22 protein-coding genes and 1 pseudogene are annotated in these 22,371 nt (G+C 43.3%); 9 read left to right on the forward strand and 14 right to left on the reverse strand.

The genetic code is table 11. The features are described 5' to 3' along the window. Positions 1–21: 21 nt before the first annotated feature. The 3 genes from MOF34_RS18775 to MOF34_RS18785 form a co-directional block, all read right to left on the reverse strand. Entirely contained in the window at positions 22–1,599 is a 1,578-nt protein-coding gene (locus tag MOF34_RS18775; protein WP_268401301.1) for a Na+/H+ antiporter, read from the reverse strand. 141 nt (positions 1,600–1,740) lie between these two features. Continuing rightward, the gene (locus MOF34_RS18780) at positions 1,741–2,151 is read right to left on the reverse strand and encodes a hypothetical protein (RefSeq protein WP_019716302.1); all 411 of its coding nucleotides are present in this window, start codon (positions 2,149–2,151) and stop codon (positions 1,741–1,743) included. A gap of 15 nt (positions 2,152–2,166) precedes the next feature. Next, positions 2,167–3,630, reverse strand: a complete 1,464-nt coding sequence (locus MOF34_RS18785) for a lipase (RefSeq protein ID WP_268401303.1) — start codon at positions 3,628–3,630, stop codon at positions 2,167–2,169. Positions 3,631–3,690: 60 nt separating this feature from the next. Here MOF34_RS18785 and MOF34_RS18790 point away from each other — a divergent pair, with 60 nt between their 5' ends. After that, the gene (locus MOF34_RS18790; RefSeq protein WP_019716300.1) at positions 3,691–4,209 is read left to right on the forward strand and encodes a DUF1433 domain-containing protein; all 519 of its coding nucleotides are present in this window, start codon (positions 3,691–3,693) and stop codon (positions 4,207–4,209) included. 71 nt (positions 4,210–4,280) lie between these two features. On the opposite strand, the gene MOF34_RS18795 is transcribed toward MOF34_RS18790, so the two are convergent. Both MOF34_RS18795 and MOF34_RS18800 read right to left on the reverse strand, forming a co-directional pair. Further along, positions 4,281–4,973 (reverse strand): LrgB family protein, encoded by a 693-nt coding sequence (locus MOF34_RS18795; protein WP_268401306.1) that lies wholly within the window; start codon positions 4,971–4,973, stop codon positions 4,281–4,283. Continuing rightward, a complete protein-coding gene (locus tag MOF34_RS18800) occupies positions 4,943–5,347 on the reverse strand; it encodes a CidA/LrgA family holin-like protein (RefSeq protein WP_019716298.1) in 405 nt (134 codons plus the stop codon). Before MOF34_RS18800 ends, MOF34_RS18795 begins: the two co-directional genes overlap by 31 nt. A gap of 226 nt (positions 5,348–5,573) precedes the next feature. Between MOF34_RS18800 and MOF34_RS18805 the strand changes: the two genes are divergently transcribed. Continuing rightward, complete coding sequence (locus MOF34_RS18805) at positions 5,574–6,005, forward strand: MarR family winged helix-turn-helix transcriptional regulator (protein WP_019716297.1); 432 nt, start codon at positions 5,574–5,576, stop codon at positions 6,003–6,005. Between the two features lie 56 nt (positions 6,006–6,061). On the opposite strand, the gene MOF34_RS18810 is transcribed toward MOF34_RS18805, so the two are convergent. After that, positions 6,062–7,132, reverse strand: coding sequence for an SDR family oxidoreductase (locus MOF34_RS18810; RefSeq protein WP_268401308.1), 1,071 nt, complete (start codon positions 7,130–7,132; stop codon positions 6,062–6,064). Positions 7,133–7,261: 129 nt separating this feature from the next. Here MOF34_RS18810 and yxaF point away from each other — a divergent pair, with 129 nt between their 5' ends. From yxaF to MOF34_RS18825, 3 genes are all read left to right on the forward strand, one after another. Next, positions 7,262–7,837, forward strand: coding sequence for a transcriptional regulator YxaF (gene yxaF, locus MOF34_RS18815; RefSeq protein ID WP_019716295.1), 576 nt, complete (start codon positions 7,262–7,264; stop codon positions 7,835–7,837). 91 nt (positions 7,838–7,928) lie between these two features. Continuing rightward, positions 7,929–8,942, forward strand: a complete 1,014-nt coding sequence (locus MOF34_RS18820) for a quercetin 2,3-dioxygenase (protein ID WP_268401309.1) — start codon at positions 7,929–7,931, stop codon at positions 8,940–8,942. A gap of 106 nt (positions 8,943–9,048) precedes the next feature. After that, a complete protein-coding gene (locus MOF34_RS18825) occupies positions 9,049–10,257 on the forward strand; it encodes a DUF418 domain-containing protein (protein WP_268401311.1) in 1,209 nt (402 codons plus the stop codon). A gap of 27 nt (positions 10,258–10,284) precedes the next feature. On the opposite strand, the gene MOF34_RS18830 is transcribed toward MOF34_RS18825, so the two are convergent. After that, positions 10,285–10,716: an RDD family protein gene (locus MOF34_RS18830; RefSeq protein ID WP_029317153.1), complete on the reverse strand. Its 432-nt coding sequence runs from the start codon at positions 10,714–10,716 to the stop codon at positions 10,285–10,287. A 277-nt stretch (positions 10,717–10,993) separates the two neighbouring features. Here MOF34_RS18830 and MOF34_RS18835 point away from each other — a divergent pair, with 277 nt between their 5' ends. Further along, positions 10,994–11,422: a DUF5391 family protein gene (locus tag MOF34_RS18835; protein ID WP_268401312.1), complete on the forward strand. Its 429-nt coding sequence runs from the start codon at positions 10,994–10,996 to the stop codon at positions 11,420–11,422. A 50-nt stretch (positions 11,423–11,472) separates the two neighbouring features. Here the strand turns inward: MOF34_RS18835 and MOF34_RS18840 are convergent, their stop codons facing one another. Beyond that, on the reverse strand, positions 11,473–12,810 hold the full coding sequence (locus MOF34_RS18840) for an aldehyde dehydrogenase family protein (protein WP_268401314.1): 1,338 nt from the start codon (positions 12,808–12,810) through the stop codon (positions 11,473–11,475). Between the two features lie 142 nt (positions 12,811–12,952). Between MOF34_RS18840 and MOF34_RS18845 the strand changes: the two are divergent. Further along, positions 12,953–14,096 (forward strand): annotated as a pseudogene (locus MOF34_RS18845) (TetR/AcrR family transcriptional regulator). Between the two features lie 703 nt (positions 14,097–14,799). Here MOF34_RS18845 and MOF34_RS18850 read toward each other — a convergent pair. Next, entirely contained in the window at positions 14,800–15,618 is an 819-nt protein-coding gene (locus MOF34_RS18850; protein WP_268401315.1) for an SDR family oxidoreductase, read from the reverse strand. A gap of 117 nt (positions 15,619–15,735) precedes the next feature. Here MOF34_RS18850 and MOF34_RS18855 point away from each other — a divergent pair, with 117 nt between their 5' ends. Together MOF34_RS18855 and htpG are read left to right on the forward strand one after the other, a co-directional pair. Continuing rightward, entirely contained in the window at positions 15,736–15,987 is a 252-nt protein-coding gene (locus MOF34_RS18855) for a hypothetical protein (protein ID WP_268401316.1), read from the forward strand. Between the two features lie 181 nt (positions 15,988–16,168). After that, positions 16,169–18,049, forward strand: coding sequence for a molecular chaperone HtpG (gene htpG / locus MOF34_RS18860; RefSeq protein ID WP_268401317.1), 1,881 nt, complete (start codon positions 16,169–16,171; stop codon positions 18,047–18,049). Positions 18,050–18,089: 40 nt separating this feature from the next. Here the strand turns inward: htpG and MOF34_RS18865 are convergent, their stop codons facing one another. From MOF34_RS18865 to MOF34_RS18885, 5 genes are all read right to left on the reverse strand, one after another. After that, on the reverse strand, positions 18,090–19,475 hold the full coding sequence (locus tag MOF34_RS18865) for a sugar porter family MFS transporter (protein WP_268401318.1): 1,386 nt from the start codon (positions 19,473–19,475) through the stop codon (positions 18,090–18,092). Between the two features lie 116 nt (positions 19,476–19,591). Continuing rightward, positions 19,592–20,104: an HPP family protein gene (locus MOF34_RS18870; RefSeq protein WP_268401320.1), complete on the reverse strand. Its 513-nt coding sequence runs from the start codon at positions 20,102–20,104 to the stop codon at positions 19,592–19,594. 112 nt (positions 20,105–20,216) lie between these two features. Next, the gene (locus tag MOF34_RS18875; RefSeq protein ID WP_268401321.1) at positions 20,217–20,783 is read right to left on the reverse strand and encodes a CGNR zinc finger domain-containing protein; all 567 of its coding nucleotides are present in this window, start codon (positions 20,781–20,783) and stop codon (positions 20,217–20,219) included. A 214-nt stretch (positions 20,784–20,997) separates the two neighbouring features. Next, positions 20,998–21,303: a DUF2653 family protein gene (locus MOF34_RS18880; protein WP_268401322.1), complete on the reverse strand. Its 306-nt coding sequence runs from the start codon at positions 21,301–21,303 to the stop codon at positions 20,998–21,000. Between the two features lie 3 nt (positions 21,304–21,306). Beyond that, positions 21,307–21,957 carry a hypothetical protein gene (locus MOF34_RS18885; RefSeq protein WP_268401324.1) on the reverse strand — a complete coding sequence of 217 codons (651 nt, stop codon included), beginning with the start codon at positions 21,955–21,957 and terminating at the stop codon, positions 21,307–21,309. Between the last annotated feature and the right edge of the window lie 414 nt (positions 21,958–22,371).

Raw genomic sequence — 22,371 nt, forward strand, 5'->3', positions numbered from 1 at the left:
ATGACAGTCTGCTTTTTTGTGTTAATGATCGTTTTCCAAACGAACGATTTCATCAATGATCTGCGCTTGCTCATGCTCAGCCACTTCGTTTGAGATGATATCTTCCTTTGATAAGTTCTCGATCGCTTGGTATTGGGCGTATAACGAATGTTTTTTCAAGATGGTTTGCTGTTTGTTTTTGAGTTCCGGGTATGTTTCGAATAATTTGTTTGTTTGTTGATGGAGCTGGCTGACCTCTTTTTTGTACTGGTCTGTCAGTTCACTGGAGACAGCTTCGTGTATAAGCAAATTGTCTTTGACTTGCTGTACTTCTTTGATGGCGGTTTCTAAGCGATGTCCTTTTGCGAGCAATTCCTCGTATTCCTGATTGCCTTCTTCTTTTTGATTCACGCCTAACCGTTCCAGAAGCGGCTTAATGGTGAGCCCCTGAACAACAAGGGAAAATAAAACGACACTGAAGGCGAAAACCAGAATGTCTTCACGTCCCGGGAAGTCTCGTGGCAGGCTCAGCACAAGGGCAATGGACAGAGAGCCCTTCAGTCCGCCCCAATTGATGGTATGCTTCCATGTAACCGGAAATTTTTTGATAAAGGCCAAACTGATGTAGACGGCGGCACTTCGGGCGATGAGCACAATCACAATTGCCATAATGGCCAAACCCCATTTATCAGTCAGGTCAATTCTCGTGATCTCGAGCCCGACCATTAAAAAGACAAGGGAGTTCGCAAGCAAGGCGGCGACATCCCAAAAGTTATTGATATTCAGCTTTGTCGTCGGGCTCATGCCAATTTTGGCGCCATAATTGCCGAAAATAAGCGCTGCGACAACGACGGCGATTACCCCTGAGGCACCTGCCATCTCTGCCAAAAGAAATGAACTGTAAAACAGAATGATACTAAAAATAATTTCTAAGGGATAATCATCAAAATACTTGGTGAGCTGGGAAAAGACATATCCAAGAGCGCCTCCGATGATAAGGCCGAGAGAAATGACTTTGACAAACTCCCACAAGCCTAAACCGGCGCCTTGGATGCCGAGATCCAAATAAGTCATCAAGTAAAAAGCGGAAATGTTGAACAGCACAACCGCCAGCCCGTCATTGAACAGGCTTTCTCCTTCAACAACGATCGAAAGCTTTTTCGGTGCGCCTACACTTTTAAAAATGGACAGCACACTAACAGGATCTGTTGCACTCATCAGAGCGGCAAAGACAAACGCTGCCGGAATGGCCAAGTGCATCAGCCACATGGAAGAAAAGCCGACGATCAAAAACGAAATGAGCGTACCGCCGAAGGCCAGTGCCAGAACAGGCCGCTTATTTTCTCGCAAATGGGAAAAGGGCAGCTTCAGCGCAGCTTCTCCTAATAAAGCCGGCAAGAACAGCGTAATGATGACGAAGTTAAAGACTTCGCCCTCAGTGATAAAATCTTTCAGCGGTTCAAAGAGCGGAATATGTACAAGTCCAATGATCGTTCCGACAATCACGAGCGCGATGGGATAAGGCTGCCTGCACTTCTTGGCAATCGCAGTGATCCCTGCTGCAATCATGACCAGCAAAAAACCTAGTTCGAAAATATGATGCAAATCTAAGTGTTCCATTAGAACCTCCTTTTGTGAATTGTAGAACTAAAACATTACCCTCATTTTGTCATTTGTAATCATATCATATGTAAAACAGCCCTTTTCCAGTCTGCGGAAAAGCAAAAAAGCAGGCAAAATGCCGGCTTTGGGTTCTTTATTCTATAAGCCAATGGAATTGACTACACTCGATACTTGGGAACGAACGTTATCAAAAGATAGATGATCCTTCATCTTATCAGTGACACTGTCAATTGCTTTACCTGACATATGATGGCCGAGAATGTCCCGCTTTGTCTTAACTGCCTGCTCGGTATCTGTGATGTGATCAAGGATTGAAGACAGGTTTTTGCGGTCTTCCTGAAAAGCATAGCTTAGTTGTTTTTTGATTGAATTCATCAGCGCCAATTTTTGTTCTTGTCTTTTCTTCTCTTTGTACGCCGCCAATTGTTCTGGTGTCATTTCAGAAGTATCAAGATGGGCATTTGAAAGAAGTGAAGTGTTTGAATGCTGGCTTGTCACTCTTTGCATAAAACGGTCTGCATCTGTAGGTTTTTTATTCATAAAATCCATGTCTCTTTCTCTCCCTTATGAAATCCCCATCCGGCTTGCTAAGGCCAGATCTGCATCATGGTAAGCGTGTCCCATATGTCCAAGGTCATCTGCAACCATCTGAAGCAAGTGCTGTAAATGAAGCGCTGCATCTACTGCCTGATCATATTTTTCTTTTGAGTAAAAAAGGTGATGCGGTTTGTTCATTTTCAGTTTATTGATCAGATCATCGACATCAGAAACGGATAATTCATCATATGTACCAAAACCAACCATTCGTGTATGCATATTTCTGACATCTTCAATAGAATCCTTTACTTTGTCATCAATTCTTTCAATCTGGCGAATAATTCTAGACCATTCCGATTCTGCGATATGTTTTAACTGCGTGCTTGTATTCATCAATACATGCGACTTAATGAGGATTGAAACCCCTGTATTGGCTTTCACATTGGTTGACTTCATTTGCTTAAGCATCGCTAATGCAAAATCAGGATTGTTTTTTAACACATCATCAACTGTTTGGACAGAGCCGTCTGAATTGAAGTTATATCGGTCCAAACCGTGACTTCCCATCAAGGCTTCAACAAATAGTGTGACATCAAGAGATGGATTGCTGTAATGTTGAAGTGCAAGCCCCAGCTTTTTCTTCACTACAGCTGAGAGACCATTACTTTGTACACCACTTAATAAAGCCTCGTCATACATCACTTTCACTTTACCTACTTCAGCGGCATCCCGATTCAGCAAAGATAAGCCATCATTTAAATTAATATATTCTGTTAAACGGCTGCGGAAATCCCCTTTTAATGCTCGGGCTTTGGCATCCTCAGGCAGGTTTTCATATATGTTAGGATTTTCGAAAGTAACGCCGCGTTTGATAAAGTCATTCATCACGACTGCATAGCTTGCATTAGAACCGCCTAATGAGTGACCTGTTACTTGAATGTCAGCATTTTTAAAATCTCTATGTATTCTTTTGGCATATTGATCTGCCTGAATGGCCTGGTTTTCTGTCCCGTCATCAAAAGGTTTTTTACCAACCAAATAACTGGTGTCCATATGGATCCAATCCTGCAAAATCTCATTTGAATATTCAGGAACCCCTTGTACGTAGTCATAGAAAGAACCATCTTCATCTTTAGGAATGTTGATTCCCTTTTTCTCTACTTCTTTAATAAGCTGTTCCCTCTCATCACGGTATGGTTTTATTGTGTCTTGTAATTGGCCCGGGCTGATGGGTTCTGATCCTCGGTAGGCGATGATGGCGTTTTGGATTTTTTCTTTGTCTTTTCCATGGTTGGAAATTTTGTAATCTTTTTCGGATACTAAGGTAAGGGCATCAAGCCCCTTATTAGTTTTTTTATAATCAACTACATATAACTTTTGTCCATTACTTATCTCAATATTAGTACCAATATGATAGTTTCTTATATTGTATGCAGCACTGGATGCTTTATTATAATCTTCGTCAGTAAGTGAATTCTTTTTTCTAGCCATATCTTCACTCTCCAAAAACTTGTATATATTGTATAATAAATTAAAAAAGGATGAAATACCATGTCGTTTGTCAAAAAAATACTTATAATAGGTTCGATCGTAGTGACTATTCTATTAGGTATTTCTTATGAAATAGTAAAAAAAATGAATATATCGGATCAAACAACAGAAGAGACTGGAGGTAAACAAGTAGTGAAAAAAGAAGAAAAAAGCGATAAAGAAAAAGCAGAAGAATATGTAGAAAAGATGAAACCAAAAATTAAAGAACATCTTAAAAAAGAAGATATTCACAATTTTATTAAAACAATTGCATTTGAGGATAAGATTGAAATAAACCCAATGGGAAGAATAATAGTAAATGGCTATATAAATGACAATCCAGATAAGTTTTATTTCTCAGCAGATTTAATTTATGATTCCAATAAAGTGGACGGAATGAGTTACTCTGAGGATGTAGGTAATCGTTTTACAGATTGGAGTGAATATAGCAAAGAGGTAAAAGATAAATATATCAAAACCGCTTACCCAGATAAAAAAGAACGTGAACAATATTTAAAAGACATAGGGGAACTAAAATAAGAGGCCAAGAATTCCTTTCGCCGATTCGTATCTCAAAAAAGACTGCCCTCCTGCGGGGCAGTCTCTCTTTCTTAAATATGAAACAGCCAGACAACGAGCGGGCCGAAGAATGAGCCAAGCACCGCACAAAGCGTCATTGAGACGGAACTCATGGATACGGCCAGTTCCCCATATTCCAATGCTTTGGAGGTGCCCAGTGCATGGGAGGCGCTGCCTAATGCAATGCCTTGGCCAAGTGAGCTGCGTATGCGAAGACATTTTAGGACCAGCGGCCCGAGGATGACGCCTGAGAAGCCGGCAATCATGACAAATACGACCGTCATAGAAGGAACACCGCCAAGACCGGCGGCGATCTGAATGGCGACAGGGGTTGTGATCGACTTTGGCAGAATGGATAATAAGAGATCATGATCAATCCCGAAGGCTTCTGCGAAAATCAGCCCGCTGATCATTCCCATGCATAATCCCACCAGGACGCCGCCTAGGATGGGAACACAATGTTTTACAATGATATGCCATTGTTTATAAAGCGGATAGGCTAGCGCTACAACAGCGGGCCCAAGCAAAGAATTGATCCATTTCCCCCCGATCATATAGCCTTCATACGAAACATGGAACATAACCAAAACCGCGACAATCAATATTGTCGTTGTCAGAACAGGGATCAGAAATGGAAGCGGGAATCGCTTATAAAGCTTGACCATCGCTAAGTAAGCGGCAACTGTTAAAAGAATTATAATGATTGCGATACTTGCTTGCTGCATTTCTCTTTCTCCTCACGTTTTTTTGTTTTTTTCTCTAATAGCTGGCTGGCGAATCCAGCCGCAATGATCGTAACGATGGTGCTCAGAACGATTGTAATCAGCAGGATCAGGCCGTTGAATGAAATGAGGGACGGGTAATTCATCACTCCTGTCATTGCCGGGATGAACAACAATGGAAGAAAGGACAATAAAAACCCTGCTCCGTCTTGAATTAAGGAGACGGGAACAATACGGAGACCTAAACTGATCAGCAGTAATACCAATCCGACTATGCTGCCTGATACCGGTAAATGAAACAGATGCTGAATGGCTTCCCCGATCATAAAAAATACATATAATATCAACACTTGCAACATAATTCGAATGACTTTCACATCAAGTGCCGCTCTCCAATGAGAACTGCTTCCTCCTTTCTGGTGACTGGCTTCTAGGATGGTTCTGAGGAATCGCTTTACTTTCTTTTTATATAATTGTACTATACAAGTAAAATAATTAATTGATCATATAACGACTTGTATGTATTCATGAAATATACATTTGTATTATACAAGTATATATGGTGTTGTCAATGTCGGAGATTGGAATGGGGAGCGAGAACGATTGCAAAAACAACACCCAGTTGAATTAATTGAATATGAGCTGACGACTTTTATCAGGAGAGCCGTTTATCTGGATCAATCTGAGAAAAGAACAGGGAATTTGGAGAGATCTTCGTACTTATTGCTGAGACAATTGGATGAGTTTGGGCCTGCTCGTGTAAAGGAATTGGCTGAATCGTTTAAGCTTGATATTTCTACTCTTTCAAGACAAGCAGCTGCATTAGAGGCGAAGGAGCTCATCTATCGCTTCTCAGACCCTTCCGATGGGAGAGTCAGCCTGTTTACCATTACAAAACTCGGCAAACAAATATTAAAAGCCGATCAGCATAAGCGTCTTGAACGTTATGAACAGATGCTGAAAGAATGGTCAACAAAGGAAAAAGAGATGTTCGGCGAGCTCCTGCAGCGTATGAACAAGGCCTTTATCGACTAACATTAAAAAACCCATGTGTTCGATGGAACAGCATGGGTTTTTCCTATGGCCAGAGATTATTTGTATCGTTTGACGGCAGCCAAAGCGACCAGTCCGGCAACAACAGCCGCTGATACAATCGGGCGTTTCGTGGCTTTCGTGTAGTAGCTTTTTGAGCGCAGCCATCCTTTGTTTGTGCCCCTGTCATGCATGCCATAGCCGGCTTCATAAAGCGCGCTTTCTTCCCGCGGTTTGGACGGTTTTTCAGCATGCTGGCTGTGGTACATGATTTTCTCCATCAGTCTGTCGGTCAGCCGGGGGAAAAGAGCGCCCAGCATGGCGATGGCTTTTGCCTGTGAGCCGATGTACATGTCACGCTTCGGGTGTTCGGCGGCAAACAGGATGGCTTCGGCGACCGCTTCCGGAGGGTAGATGATGGAGCGATAATGAGCCGGCTGTTTGTCTAGGTAGCTGTGCGCGTGTTCGTTGTAAGGTGTGTCAATTCTGCCTGGGTGAATGAGCGTAACCGAGACGGGGGCTTGTTCTTTCTCAAGCTCCATCCGGATGGTTTCCGTCCAGCCGTGAAGCGCAAATTTGGCTGACGCATATGTGGATTGAATGACAGTTCCCCTGTCGCCAAACAGGCTGCCTACATTGATTAGTGCGCCCGGCACGCCTCTGCTGGTGTAGTGTTTGACGGCCGCTCTTGTTCCGTAAACAGGCCCCCAGAAGTTTGCGTCAAACATGCGCTTCATGTCTTCAACGGTGACGTCCATAGCGTGTCCGAAGATCGAGACGGCGGCATTGTTGACCCATGTGTCAAAGCGGCCAAATGTGCTGATTGCGGTTTCTGCAATGCGGTTGACGTCTTCTTCTTTTCCGACATCCGCTCTGACCCATATGGCGTCGTGCCCTTTTTCCTTTAGTTCATCAGCAAGTTCCTTCAACGCATCTTCATTTCGAGCTGCTGCGACGACCTTTGCGCCTTGTTCAGCTGCCATTCGTGCCGTGACAAGTCCGATCCCGCTTGTAGCGCCGGTAATGACGATCACTTGATCCTTAAGTTGTTTCAGTTTGATCTTCGTTTTCATGCCCGACTTCTGTTGTTCAAGCTTTTCTGTATTCGTGACTGAATAATCGTTTGTCATTGAGATCCCTCCTAGATGCTGTTTTTCTACATTTACCCCATCCGGGAGGGTCTTACCCATTTTGACAATCACAGGGTTCTTTTTTATATTATATAAGTCGCTCTACCATACCTAGGAGGGAATGTTTTAATGACTAGCAGAGGAGATTCACGTGAAAAAATCCTTCACACGGCGTCACGTCTGTTCCAGCTGCAAGGATATCACGCGACGGGTTTGAACCAGATTGTGAAAGAAAGCGGTGCTCCGAAGGGATCGCTTTATCACTTTTTTCCGAAGGGCAAAGAAGAATTAGCAATTGAAGCGGTTACATACACAGGGAAATTGATTGAACATCTGATACAGCAAAGCATGGATGAATTCTCTGATCCAATAGAAGCGATTCAGCAATTTATCAAAAAAACAGCCAGCCAATTTGACAACACAGAAAGCATTAAAGGGATTCCAGTCGGTTTGCTGGCGAGTGAGACAGCATTAATCAGTGAACCGCTGCGGACGGTTTGTATGAAGGTGTTTAAAAGCTGGGAAGCGGTGTTTGCCAAAAAATTAGTGGAAAATGGTTTTGCAGAAGAAGAAGCAAATCAGCTGGGAATACTGATCAATTCGATGATTGAGGGCGGGATCATGCTTTCGTTAACGAATAAAGACAAAACGCCTCTTCTTCTCATTGCCGAACAAATTCCAGTGCTGGTGAGAAAAAAAGGGTAGCAATTTGTTATCCTTTCTCCTACAATTATATAGAACGGTCTAGTCAGATAGATGAAAGTATACTGACTGGTCTACATTGGAGGAACGATATATGAAAAAATTATGTGAAAATGCATTACCTAAAGAAAAAATGCCTTATTTGCTCCGCAGCGGAGAAGGTGAGCGCTATTTGTTCGGCAGACAGGTTGCCACGGTGATGGCGAATGGAAAGAGCACCGGCGATCTGTTTGAGATCGTGCTGCTTGCCGGGGGAAAAGGAGATGCCTTTCCGCTTCACGTCCACAAGGACACACATGAAGGGATTCTCGTTTTGGACGGGAAGCTTGAGCTGACGCTTGACGGGAAACGCTATTTATTAATATCAGGGGACTATGCGAACATTCCGGCCGGAACACCGCACAGCTACCGGATGCAGAGCCACAGAACAAGACTGGTGTCTTACACGATGAAAGGAAATGTTGCCCACATGTATTCCGTTATTGGGAATCCATATGATCACGCTGAACACCCTCCGCACGCAAGCGAAGAGGTGTCAAACGAGCAATTTGCAGAAGCAGCTACAGTAGCTGACATTACATTTCTGGATGAAGAAAAGGCTGCCGGTGTGCCAACATTAGCGGAACTGGCAGAGCTTCCGGATGGACCGGCTCCATACGTGCTTGAGTCTGGAGAAGGCGACCGTCTAATAACTGGAGACCAGCTTCACCGCATTGTGGCTGCACAAAAAAATACAGACGGCCAGTTTATCGTCGTCGTATCAGACGGCCCTAAAGGCGACCGAATCGTTGATCACTACCATGAACATCATACAGAAACATTTTTTTGCCTTGAGGGGCAGATGACGATGTGGGCCAATGGCCAAGAAATTCAGCTGAATCCGGGAGATTTTCTGCATGTTCCTGCGAATACTGTTCACTCCTATCGTCTGGATTCCCATTATACAAAGATGGTGGGCGTATTGGTTCCAGGCTTATTTGAACCGTTTTTCCGGACGTTAGGTGAGCCGTATGAAGGCCACATCTTCCCAAGTGAGCCTCAGGCTCTGCGCTTTGATCGGGTTTTGCAGAATATTGAATCCTTAGATTTAAAGGTGATGAAACCATAAGGTGACAAGATTGTAAGGTTGCCATGCCTGCCTGACACCTAAATCGATGTTTCTGCGCTCCTTTTTTTCATATCCTTAAGGTACAGAAAAAAGGAGCGTGATGGCTATGTCTTCATTGCAGCCGACTTTGACAGATGAGCGGTTCGGCGTGCTTGATGTGCTAAGAGGAATAGCGATTTTTGGAATTTTATTTGTCAACCTGGCACATTTCAGTTATCCGGATATGTATTTGTCTATGCTTGGAAAAGAGAACTTTTTTACAGAAAAGTGGTCTGATGCAGATTTTGCAGCAACAGCCATCATGACATTCTTCATCCAAACAAAATGTATTTTATTGTTTTCTTTTTTATTTGGATTTGGCATGGTTGTCATGATGGAGAGAGCAGCAAGCAGAGGAAAACGGTTTGTTCCGCTATACGTGAGAAGGCTAACGGCGCTTCTCTTGTTTGGAACGGTTCATGCTTTTTTGATTTGGGACGGGGATATTTTAACGGAATATGCCCTGCTCGGATTCGTCCTGCTCTTGTTTCGAAAAACAAAGCCGAAAACACTGCTGATATGGGCGGTCTCTTTGTATCTTCTGTTTTCCATTCCGTTCATGTTTACAAGCTTTGATCAATCAAACGGGCAGGAATGGGCACAAGCGGTAACACAACAAGCAAAGCAAGCGCTCCATGTGTACGGAAGCGGCAGCTTGAAGGATATTGCGGAACAGCGGATCCATGATCGTCTTGTTTACATGTCCTCGAATGGCATGCTTACGTATAACCCGCTCAACTTCTTCTTTGCATCCATTCCTTATTTCAGCATGTTTTTGCTGGGAGCTGCTGCGGCGAAATCTCGGTACTTGCATGAACCGGGAAAGCATCGCAAAGGATTGAAACGAGTGTGGATGGCCGGGCTTATCATCGGCATCTCCGCCCAGGTGCTGTACACTGTAACAGATAAGCAAATATTCTTGCTGATTGGCGCGCCTTTCCTGATGTTTTTCTATGTCACAACGATTGTCTATCTTTATCATAAAACAAGAGTGAGAACAGTGCTGGAATCCTTCTCTGCTGTTGGGCGGATGGCATTTACCAATTATCTGATGCAGTCTATCGTGTGTACGTGGATTTTCTATCATTACGGCTTGGGACTGTATGGGAAAGTGCACCCTGCCGCCGGCGTGCTTATTACGATTGCCGTTTGTGCTATTCAAATGGTCTTCAGCCACCTTTGGCTTCGTGTTTTTCGGATGGGGCCGTTTGAGTGGCTGTGGAGAAGCGCTACGTATATGGCATGGCAGCCTATTGTAAAGAAAACAAAAGTCTAGATGCCTATTGGCTCTAGACTTTTTCTATTATTTATACACGACACGTGTTTTGCAAATGATGTCATGCAGGCCTTTTTTCTCTCCAAAGGCGATCATGATAAACCCGATATAAAAGATGATGCCAGATAAGATATAGGCAAAGTAACGGCCAATTGCCTGTCCGACAGAAACCCGTCCGCCTTGTTCATTGACCACTTTTAAGCCCAGAATTTTTTTGCCGAGTGTGCCTTGCATTTTAGAAGCTGTGAGCAGTCCGTAATATAACACACTGATGACGATCATGATCAGCATAGTAGGCAAAAATGCAATCGTCATGTATGTCACCATATACTCCTCTTGGGTCATGTAAGGGTCTGCTGCCACAGATCCAGCCACAAAAACCGTATTGATAATAAATAAAATCATATAACTAGGAACAGATACAATAATGCCATCAATAAAATAAGCTAAAAAGCGAATTCAAAATCCTGCTGGTTTTTCCATGTATTTTTCTCTCTCCTTTGAATGAATCTGGAATAGTATACTTTGAAAAAAAGCATGTGCAATATAATATGGTGATAAAACCCTGATAAGCCTTAAAAATGAGTCTTTTATCCTTTTTATTTACTATATAAATATACTAGTAAGAACCATATCGTTTGCGTATGTGTTCTGGGATTTTCTAGATATTGATGAATTTTCCATTTGTCTTAATTATAATAAAAAGGTTAATATTTCTATTTAAAGGAGGGATTTGATGTCTAGAAAAAAAAGCGTGGCGGTCGTAACAATCATTTCTGCGTTCCTTTTTTGCGTCATGATTGCCGCTGCTTCACTTTCACCGCTGGCCGAAACGGGAGGGGCGGCCAATCAGTTTAACTCAGTCGGCATGTGGGCAGCTATCGGAATGATCTTTGTGTTGTATCTCATTCCTTTTCTCATTTACATGCTTGGAGTTGATGCAATGAGGTATGTCATGGCGGTGCTTTGCGGCTTTGGGCTTTTGATTCATTTGTCTTCGGCCGGTTTTATCTTGATGTTTAGTTTGTTCAGTGACCATCTGCTTTCTGAGGTAATCCTTGTGATAGGGGTTTGTCTCGCTGCGGCTGCTGTAAACATCATTTGGTTTTTTGCAGCCTTTCGTTCAGCATCAAAAAAACCTGTTACAAGAAGTTTCAGAGTGTAGTGAAAAATAAAAGAGAACCTGCAGAATGATGCAGATCCTCTCCATTATGATTATTTAGCGGCTTGAATAAATACACCCTTCTCATGAGAAAACTCTTTAAAGCCATATACCCCGTGATAGGAGCCGATTCCGCTTGTGTTGACGCCTCCAAATGGCAGGTTGACATCACTGAAATGGACGACAACATCATTGATGGCGGCGTTGCCTGATGTCGTATGCTGAAGGACGTTGTCAATCAGGTCTTGGTTGTGGCTGAATATATAAAGCGCAAGCGGTTTATCGCGATCATTTACGTAATCAATGACCTCGTCGATGGTTTCATAGTTCATCATCGGCAGGATCGGTGCGAAAATTTCCTCCTGCATGATTTTCATGTCAGGTGTGACGTTTTTCAAAACGGTTGGCGAAATCGTGCGGTCGCTGGCATCAAACACGCCTCCGAATACGACTTCCGCCCCTTTTTCGATGGCGTCGTCGAACAGGTCTTTGACGCGGTTGAAGTTGCGGTCATTGACGATCTGCGTAAATTTGCTGCGGTCTGGGTTATGATCATCCTCCATAAATCCTGCGTTGACGATCGTTTGTAAAATGCCCGCGAACTTGTCCTGAACGTCTTCTTTAATGAACAGATAATCAGGTGCGATGCAGGTTTGGCCGGCATTTACAAATTTCCCGACTGCGATCTTTTTCGCTGCGTCCATGAGATCATATTCACTGTCAATGATCGTTGGGCTCTTGCCGCCAAGCTCAAGTGTGACAGATGCCAAATGTTTGGTCGCTGCTGTCATGACGATTTTTCCGACATTTGTGCTTCCAGTGAAGAAAATGTGGTCAAACGGCTGATCTAGAAGCTCGGTTGCCACCTCAACCTCTCCTTCAAAAATCGCGACTTCTTTTTCATCAAAAGCGTCTCGAATCACTTTTGCAGCAATGTTGCTTGTGTTCATCGTAAAATCAGACAGCTTCACAATCGCGCTGTTTCCGGCTGCGAGAGAAGCGGCAAGCGGCGCCATCGTCAGCATAAACGGATAGTTCCACGGACCGAGGATGAGCGTTACGCCTTTAGGCTCGTACATGAGAATGCCGTTTGCGTCAGGACTTAAAGATGAACCGACTTCTTTAGGCGTCATCCATTGTTCCAAGTTGTTCATAGTATCTCTAATCGCTTTTTTCGTCCCTTCGATTTCCGCTTTTTTAACCTCGTGATAGGGTTTGCGGACGTCTTTGCGGATCGCTGCGATGATTTCCTCTTCATGGGCAATGACAGAATCTAAAAAGCGCTGAAGCTTCTCTATGCGCTGTTCCGCTGTTGAAGCGCGCAGTGCTTTTTGCTGTTTTTTCTGAAGCTGAAAGACACGCTGAATGTCGTCTTTTACTTGCTGTTCCATTGTAAAATCCCCCTCATTTGCTTTCTTCTTTTCTCAGACCTATTATAAAGTGGTACCTTTTCTATAAGAAAGACAACGGTGAACCATCTATACGTTACCGTACATATATCGAACATCTGTCTAATGATTGGAGGTGTCTTTTGTGCCGGAATCTGCTGAAGCCCAAGTAAAACAGGCGCTGCTGGCCTTATTGGAAGAAAGGGATATTCAACATATCACAATGAAAGAAATTGCTGAGAAGGCCAAAGTGAGCCGCGGGACGCTCTACCTTTATTATGAAGACAAGTTTTCAATCATTGAGGATGTGATCGAAGACATGAAGGAAGGACTGGGCAAAGCGCTTTTTGACGCCTTCAGGCATATGGATACCCTCCATTTGAACAAAAAACGGCAAACCGTGCATCCGACGCTATCCTTTGTTCACGAACATCGATCGTTTTTTTATGTAATGATGAACAGAGGACATTTTCATCGTTTTTTTAAGGATGTGTTTCAGCAGGATGTCCTGCTGGCTCCGATCCATGTGAATTTGACGCCGAAAACGGGACATTTATGGACATTATCGGGCCTTGTACACGTACGCGATTATCCTGTATTGGCTGAATGAAGATGCGGCCGCGTCTCCTGAAGCCATCAGCCAGAAGGTATGGGAGCTTGTTTCTCAAAAGCGATTTTATTGGCTGTTTGGAAAAGCTGTGCCAGGAGAACGAGAGAAGGAGAAACAAATCGACAGGCGGGTGGTTCGAACGAGAGAGGCGCTGCAGAAGGCTTTGCTGGACGTATTGGCGGAGAAAAAAGATTACGCAGCCATCACGATTTCAGATATTGCCCGTAAAAGTAACCTCCGCCGCGCAACCTTTTATGATCACTATGCCAGTAAAGAGGAATTGCTGCAAACTATGATTCAGCAATCATGCGCGGAGATCATAGACCACCTGACGATTGCCTCCAGTCCGAGTGGGCTTTCCTTAGAAGAAGCAGAGACAGCGCTCACCAGTCTGCTTTCTGCTTTATCGGACCGCATGCCCATTGTTCATTTTCTCAATCGGGACTGGGGTGTTCCTCATGTGATACCCGAGATGATCAAAGCGCTGGAAACATTTTATCTGCATCAGCAGACTGAGATTCAAGCGGGAAAAAAGCTTTATGCTTATTATGTATCCGCGATGATTATCGGTCTGATTTTATATCGGCTGGATGAAGGGAAGACGCATGCGCCGGAAGTGCTGGCGAGGGAGTTTTTGCAGTTTTTGGATGTGAAGAAGTATAAGGTGGTCTTGCTGTAAACGAACCGAACTGGATATACATTTGCCCGGATACTCAGTCCGGGCTCTGTGTCGTTGTGTGACTCGGCTTGGTCTTTTGAGTTTCTCTCTTTTCTTTTAAGGTGTACTTTAAAAAGAGAAGGGCCAAAAGAAATAGAGCAATGTTTACCAACCAAGATGTCCAGCTTGCAGTAGGGTCTAAAATTGAATTGAGCGAGTGAAGGATAGAAGAGAATGATAAAATGAAAAATAATAGTTTGTTCTCAGACATAAATGACGTACCTTTCTATATGGAGAATGTGAGGTTTTAAACATTCAATAGCTGCCTTCACATTTTATCCTGCAAGATTTTATTTTAGTATTAATTTGAAGTTTCGGGGCTTTTAGCTCGTCTATATAAAAAAAGTGCAAAGTTAAAATAGATAAGATATAAAGCAAGATTAAAAATACCTAAATCAAAAAGGCAAGAAAGAGAAATGCTAGTGAAGCCTCCTAAAATGATATAGATAAATAGCAATTTCATTCTAACAACTCCCAATAAATTCTAAATCCATTGTAGGATAGGATCGACAATATGTAAAATATATAGAGTCATGCAGTCTGTTTTTTTCTGCAGGAGAGCGAAAAAAATTGAGGAATGATGAAGAGGGAGCTTATCCTAGTGATTAAGGAAAAGCTCCCTTTTATGATTGATATTTGATCATTGATAATGCGCAGACTATGTTTATTTCGTTTCTTCCTTCCACTTCTCATCAATCAGCATCTTCCCAGGCCATGTGTACGCCATGATGCCGCCGTCTGCGGTGATGTCTTCGCCTGTAACGTATGAGCTGTCGTCTGACGCGAGGAACAGCGCTACTGTTGCCATTTCCTTCGGCTTACCGAGGCGTCCGAGCGGTGTGATCTTGTTGGCTTCGCGGAATTTATCGCCCATTTCCTGCTCCTTGGTGCCTGCTAATTTGTCAATCAGCGGGGTTTCGATCGTTCCCGGAGAAATAGAATTGACGCGGATGCCGTTTCTTGCGTAGTCGATCGCCATCGCTCTTGTCAGATTCGTGATTCCTCCTTTTGCGGCATTGTAGCCGGAGCGGTCGAGGTCCGCGGCCCGGCCAGACATGGAGGAGGTGTTGATGATGGAGCCTCCTTTTTCGAGCATGAGCGGAATCAGATATTTGCTGCAAAGGAACGTGCCGCGCAGATCGACGGCGATAATGCGGTCAAACAGGTCAACCGGATATTCGTGCACTTTTCCGCCTTCATGATCAACCCCGGCGTTATTAAACAAAATATCTATCGTTCCGCAAGCATCCTTGATTTGATCAGCAAATGCTTTCACACTGTTTTCATCTGACACATCGAGGTGAAAGGCGTCCGCCTGTCCTCCATTTTTTCTGATCGCTTCAACGGTTTCTTTCATTTGGTCTTCATTGATGTCTCCGATCATCACACGCGCGCCTTCATTGGCAAAAACCTCTGCCGTCGCTTGTCCAATGCCTGTCGCGGCGCCTGTGATGACGGCGGTTTTGTTTTCAAGTCTTCCCATGACATGAGTCCTCCTTTTTCTATTTGTCTTCCCGCTATGTGCAGTGATAAACATGTGAGAAAAGAACTGCCAGTATATGTTAAAATGGATTAGAAATTGTTGGGAGGTTTATTTGTTTTGAAAGTACAGCATAAGAAGGAGCTCACGTTTTATTGCTTTGTCACGATTCCGTCGGCGTTTGTTGTGCTGACAGTCATTTCTTTCGTATTTCAAGAGATTCCGTTTCCGGTTACAGTGAACGCAGTTTTAAATGCTTCATGGCATAATCTATTGTTTCTGATCCCGTTCGGTTTGTTTTTCTACCCGGTGCATATATGGATGAAGCGGGAGTTTGGCCGCTGGAATGACGCAGAAAAAAAGAGAGGATGATAAAGCCTCTCTTTTTTATCAGGAGCGACTGAGAAAAAAGAGTGAAAATTCACCCAGCTAATGTTAAATTTACATATATATGCATCTATCAATCTAATTGACAATTGTCACCACATGTGATAAATAGATGCTGAAAAGAGTTTACATAGCGTAACAATATATCAAAAAGGAGCGATCTAGAGTGGCTAAAAAAGAGTTTAAAGCAGAATCCAAACGCTTGCTGGATATGATGATTAACTCGATTTATACCCAAAAAGAAATTTTCCTTCGTGAGTTAATCTCCAATTCGAGTGACGCGATTGACAAGATCTATTACAAAGCACTGACGGACGATACGCTTACGTTTAATAAAGACAATTACTATATAAAGGTCGCAGCTGACAAAGATGCGAGAACATTAATGATCTCTGATACGGGGATTGGGATGACAAAGGATGAACTTGAGCAGCATCTCGGCACAATTGCAAAAAGCGGTTCACTTGCGTTTAAAAAGGAAAACGAGCTGAAAGACGGACATGACATCATCGGGCAGTTCGGTGTCGGTTTTTACGCGGCGTTTATGGTTGCCGATGTCGTGACAGTCATCAGTAAGGCACTCGGCAGCGAAGAGGCGTATAAATGGGAGTCTGCGGGTGCTGACGGCTACACGATTGAGCCGTGTGAAAAGGATTCTGTCGGTACAGACATTATCCTGAAAATCAAAGAGAACACTGAAGACGACAGCTATGACGAGTTCTTAGAGGAATATCGTTTAAAAGCGATCATTAAAAAATACTCCGACTTCATTCGCTACCCAATCAAAATGGATACAACCATTAATAAGCCGAAGGAAGGCAGCGAAAATGAATTTGAAGAGGTACAGGAAGAGCAGACAGTCAACAGCATGGTGCCGATCTGGAGAAAAAACAAAAACGAGCTGACAGATGAGGATTATGAAAAATTCTATGCTGAAAAGCATTACGGGTTTGATAAACCGCTGACACATGTTCATATTAGTGTGGATGGAGCGGTTCGCTACAATGCGATTCTATTTGTCCCTGAAAACATGCCGTTTGACTATTATTCCAAGGAATACGAGAAAGGCTTGGAGCTGTATTCTAATGGCGTTCTGATCATGAACAAATGCGCGGATCTGCTTCCGGACCACTTCAGCTTCGTGAAGGGTATGGTCGATTCTGAGGATCTGTCATTGAACATTTCCAGAGAAATGCTCCAGCATGACCGCCAGCTGAAGCTGATCGCGAAAAATATCAGCAAAAAAATCAAAAGCGAGCTGGAAAGCCTGCTCAAAAAAGACCGAGAGAAATACGAGACGTTCTACAAGTCATTCGGCAGACAGCTGAAATTCGGCGTGTACAATGATTTTGGCGCGAATAAGGATCAATTGAAGGACCTCTTATTATTCTACTCTTCCAAAGAGAAAAAACTGGTCAGCTTAGATGAGTACGTATCAAGGATGCCTGAAGATCAGAAATATATTTATTATGCGACCGGTGATTCATACGATCGCATTGAGAAACTGCCGCAAACGGAAATGGTAGCGGACAAAGGCTATGAAATTCTCTACTTTACAGAGGACATCGATGAGTTTGCGATTAAGATGCTGGCATCTTATCAGGAAAAAGAGTTTAAATCCGTATCAAGCGGAGACCTTGGCATAGACACGGATGAGGATCAAAAGCAGTCCGAGGAAGAGGAAAGCAAGTACAAGGATCTGTTTGAAGAAATGAAAAACATTCTGTCAGATAAAGTGAAAAACGTCAGAATCTCAAAACGACTCAAATCACATCCGGTCTGCCTTGCCGCTGACGGCGAAGTGACAATCGAGATGGAAAAAATCTTAAACGCGATGCCGGACAGCCAACATGTAAAAGCGGAAAAAGTGCTGGAAATCAACCCGAATCATGAGGTATTCCAAACACTGCAGAACGCATTTGAACAAGATAAAGAGAAGCTGAGCCTGTACACAAATCTTCTGTACAATCAGGCGCTTCTCATCGAAGGCTTGCCGATTCAGGACCCTGTTGAATTTACCAACAATATTTGCAAGGTTATGGTGTAATAGAAAAAGGAATCGTCCCTTGAGGAGACGATTCCTTTTTTTATAATGTACGCTCATTCAGCACTTGGTTTTGGCTGCTTTTCTTCTTTTTAAACTGTTTTTTCAGGCTTGCTTCAATTTCCTCCAAGCTTTTCCCTTTGGTTTCCGGAACCATGTAGAGGGCGAAGAAAAATGAAAGCAGGCAGATTACTGAAAAAATGGTAAAGACCCATGCGATGCCCAGGGTGCTGAGCATCAGCGGGAAGACGAGCGACACAATCAGGTTGGTTGCTGATAATACCAAAGTAGTAAAGCCTGTTGCGGCTCCGCGTACTTTGGATGGGAAGAGCTCAGGCATCAGAACCCATACAACCGGACCCCATGTTGCCTGGTAAAATACGATATAGACTCCGAGAAAAACGACGGTCAGCCATGCTGTTGATGTAGAGAGCCCCAGTGTCAGGAGCACAGCTGCTAGTGCGGCCAAGCTCAGTGTAATGCCGACGCTTCCCCATATCAGCAGTTTTTTGCGGCCGATGCGGTCAATTAAGATCATAGCAGTGATACACATGATGACGTTGAGGACACCGATACCCATTGTGCCGAGTACGGATGCCGATGTGCCAAGACCGGCCTTCGTAAAAATGGTCGGCGCGTAGTAGATGACCGTGTTAATGCCGACAGCCTGCTGGAAAACGGCAAGGCCGATGCCAATCAGAAGCATGGGACGAATCCATTTTGCTTTTAGTAAACCGAGTGTTGTTTCTTTTTTTCCTGCTTCCGCTTCTTTCATATCCGCAAGTTCTTGTTCAATATTTTCTTGGCCATGAGTGATTTTCATGATGTTTTTCGCTTCATCTTCACGCCCGCGCTTCACGAGCCATCTTGGTGATTCAGGCATAAATGCGATCCCGATTAATAAAAGCACCGCAGGCACCGCAGCCAGTCCCACCATCCAGCGCCACGCTTCAAACGGCGTGAACAGATAGTTTACGATATATGCTAATAAAATACCGGTAACAACCATTAAGTTGTTCATTGTACCGAGTGTCCCGCGGATTTTCGTCGGTGCCATTTCTGACAGGTACACGGGCACAAGCGCCGTTGAACCACCGACGGCCAAGCCGAGTATCACCCGAGATGCAATCAGCATGCCGACTGTTTGAGAAAACGCGCAAGCGAGCGCGCCGACAATGAAAATGATGGAAAGGACAAATACAACTTTTCTCCTGCCCCAGCGATCGGAGCATGTGCCGCTTAAGGCAGAACCGAAAATTGCACCAAGGAGAAGCATGCTGACAACCAATCCTTCTGTCAATGTCGTTAAAGGAATATCATTGTTGATAAAAAGCAGTGCTCCAGAGATGACGCCCGTATCATAACCGTAAAGCAGTCCCCCTAAAGCGCCGAAAAAGTAGATCATATATTTCCTTGTGTTTGTCTTCACAAATGTTCCCCCTCAGTTGTTAGGCCAATGAGTATTTCTTATGTTTAACAAAGTTAATAGAGTAGTACCCATTTCCTATCTGATTTGAAACATTTGTTTTTTAAAAGAAGAAAACATTAAAGCCAAAACGAAGGATATTGGCGATTTTTGCGCAAGTTATTGATAATAAGAGCGAAGAGTACGATGATGACAGACCCAATGAGTACGGGAAATACTAAATAACTCCAAGCATATGCCCCTTGAATAACGACAATCGGGTCTGCGCCGGCAGGAGGATGAATGGTTTTGGTGAGCATCATCAAGCAAATGGCAAGCCCTGTCCCCAGTGCAAAGGTCCATGGGTGGGCGCCGAATATGTGAAGGACAACAATCCCTGTAAGTGCAGAGATAAAATGGCCGCCAATCACATTTCTCGGCTGTGATAATGGCGCATTCCAAGCGCTGAAAACCAGAACACAGCTGGCCCCAAAAGGTGCCATTAACCATAAGGTTGATGTATACGCGGTTAAAGAAGCGAGTGTCAGTATGGTGATAAATCCTCCAATAAGTCCTGTAACAGCGTCTTTGCCGTTTACCTGTAAAGGCGTTTTTCCTGTTCCTTTCATTTTCAAAAAGAAGTTTTTTTCCATATTTATCCCTCCAGTATGTATAGAATAATAGCTGCAAACTAACCTGTCAAGAATATTTTTAAAGGTTAATTTTTTAATTCAATAAAAAAACCGTTCGCTGGGGAACGGATTCTTATTCCTTATTCATTTTTTTCTGATGGCGTGAGACCTTATGTCTGTTGCCGCATATCTTCATGGAGCACCATTTTCGCCTTCCTGTTTTATCAAGGAAAAGCAAAATGCACTTTTCATTTGCGCACCGTTTCAGCTGTTGGATTTCTTTTGAATGAATCAGCCATAACGCATCATAAGCGATAAGCGATAAAATGGAATCATCTAGTTTTCCATTCGGAATGCGTGCAAGTTTGTCATCTGTGATTTGATAAGAAAAGGGAGCGGCGGCGATTTGATCTTGCAGGAATGTAATAAAAGCTGGAGAGGGTTCACTGCCTTCGGCGATACGCTCAAAGTGTTTTCTCAGCTCAGCTCGGAATTGATGAATCCGTTGCAATTGTTCTTGGACTTGCTGTAGCGTAAAAGAACTGAGAAAAGGAGCAGTTTCTCCCATTATTTCTAACCATGCCATCAGATCTTTGTCTGACTGGATGAGATCGTGCCGTTTATCATAGCTTATAATTTCAGTATTCACGAGATCGAGAGAAAGGTTTTGTGTAATAAGAGGGAATTGAGCATTTGCCATTGTAATCATTCCTTTCAATATCATTGTAAGCACGAAAGCCGTTATCAGCAAGGATGTGAGTAATGGAGGTTTATCTGTCAGGCGGGCTGCTGATGTGAAGGGCGGTGCTCTTCCTGTTTGCCGGAAAACAGACCGTTTCTGTACCTGCATTTCATATGCCGGAGGGGAAACGTCAATAAAACCTTACTCACAAGGAGGAGCAAGGTTTTGATTTTTATTCTCCCTCGTTGACGAAAACCAAGGCGGAAAATCCTTTTCTCTTATCAAATTGCAATTCTACTGCTGTAACGTCTGGATTGAAGTTGTGGTATTCCTCTAAGAACTGAATAATGCCTTCTGAAATGTCATCTGACACTAGCTGCTTGTGGTGCAGGCCATATGAGGCTTCAGCGAAGAATCCTGTCCGCTTGTTGTAAGACAGCTCTTTTACTTCAACGTCCTCAGGGTACACATCTTCTTCATGAGAAATGAACACACAAATCCCGTCTACAATTTCTTGCTCATTTAAGACTAATTTCATTACCTAAAAACTCCTTCTGTACGTCTTCGGTGTTTTGAATGCGCGAATCAGTGCGATGACAATGAGTAAAATAATGATCAAAGCGATGATATCAACGATCCAGGCAATGGGCGAAGCGCCGTAAGAAACATAGCCTGGACCCCCAACTGGATGATAGGTGTAACCCCAAGGGTGCATCATGCTGATCATGAACATGCCCGTTGTAAATCCGCTATAATATCCAAACCATCCCGATGGCGAGAATCCTGCATTGTAGTAATGGTTGACCGAAACATAACGTCCGTCAACATAAGCTTTAGACGTTTTTCCGCTGTATGTCTTACCGCTTACTTTTGAAGTGGCACCGGAAAATGTGCCTGATGATTTTTTAGCGCTTGATGAGCTGGACGTTTCCGAGGATTTCTTTTTCAGCGAAATTGATGAGGATGAATCGTCAGACGTCTTGTAATTTTTGCTTGAAGAGCTTGATCCTGAACTGTAGCTTGATTTTGGGCTGGATCTATAGCTTCCGCTGTATGATGAGCTTGAACTTCGGCTGCTGTAACTAGATGATGAGCGGCCACTAAAACTTTTTGCATGAGAAATGGTTGATGGCAGCAGTACACCTAAAGCAACAGTTACTGCAACAAAAGCTTTTACATATGTGAGTTTCATTCTTTTTCCTCCATAGACCCGAAACGGTCCATTAATCTGAACAGCAAATAAAAGTAGCTGTCCAGATTTTTTTATACACATGAGTCTATTATTTCTAGATGATACTAACGTTTCATATCTTGTTTTGCTTTTTCAATCACTTTCTTTCTGAAGTAACTTACCTTTATTTTATCGAATTTATGGCTCTTTTTGTAAGTTTTTGCTCCAAAATCAGTAATTCAGTGAAGCTCTTACGATGTTTTCTCATCATGCAATCATAGGATGATAGATGAATGTTGCACAAATAAAAACAGCCTTCTCATTGGAGAAGGCTGTCAGCTTGTAGAGAAAACGATGTTTTTCTACAAGCTTTTTTTGTTATACGCTGATTTTTTGGATATTCAGCTGATTTTAAAAACAGAAAAAGAGCTCCCG

Source organism: Bacillus sp. T17B1, assembly GCF_026796395.1.
Lineage (GTDB): Bacteria > Bacillota > Bacilli > Bacillales > Bacillaceae > Bacillus > Bacillus spizizenii_A.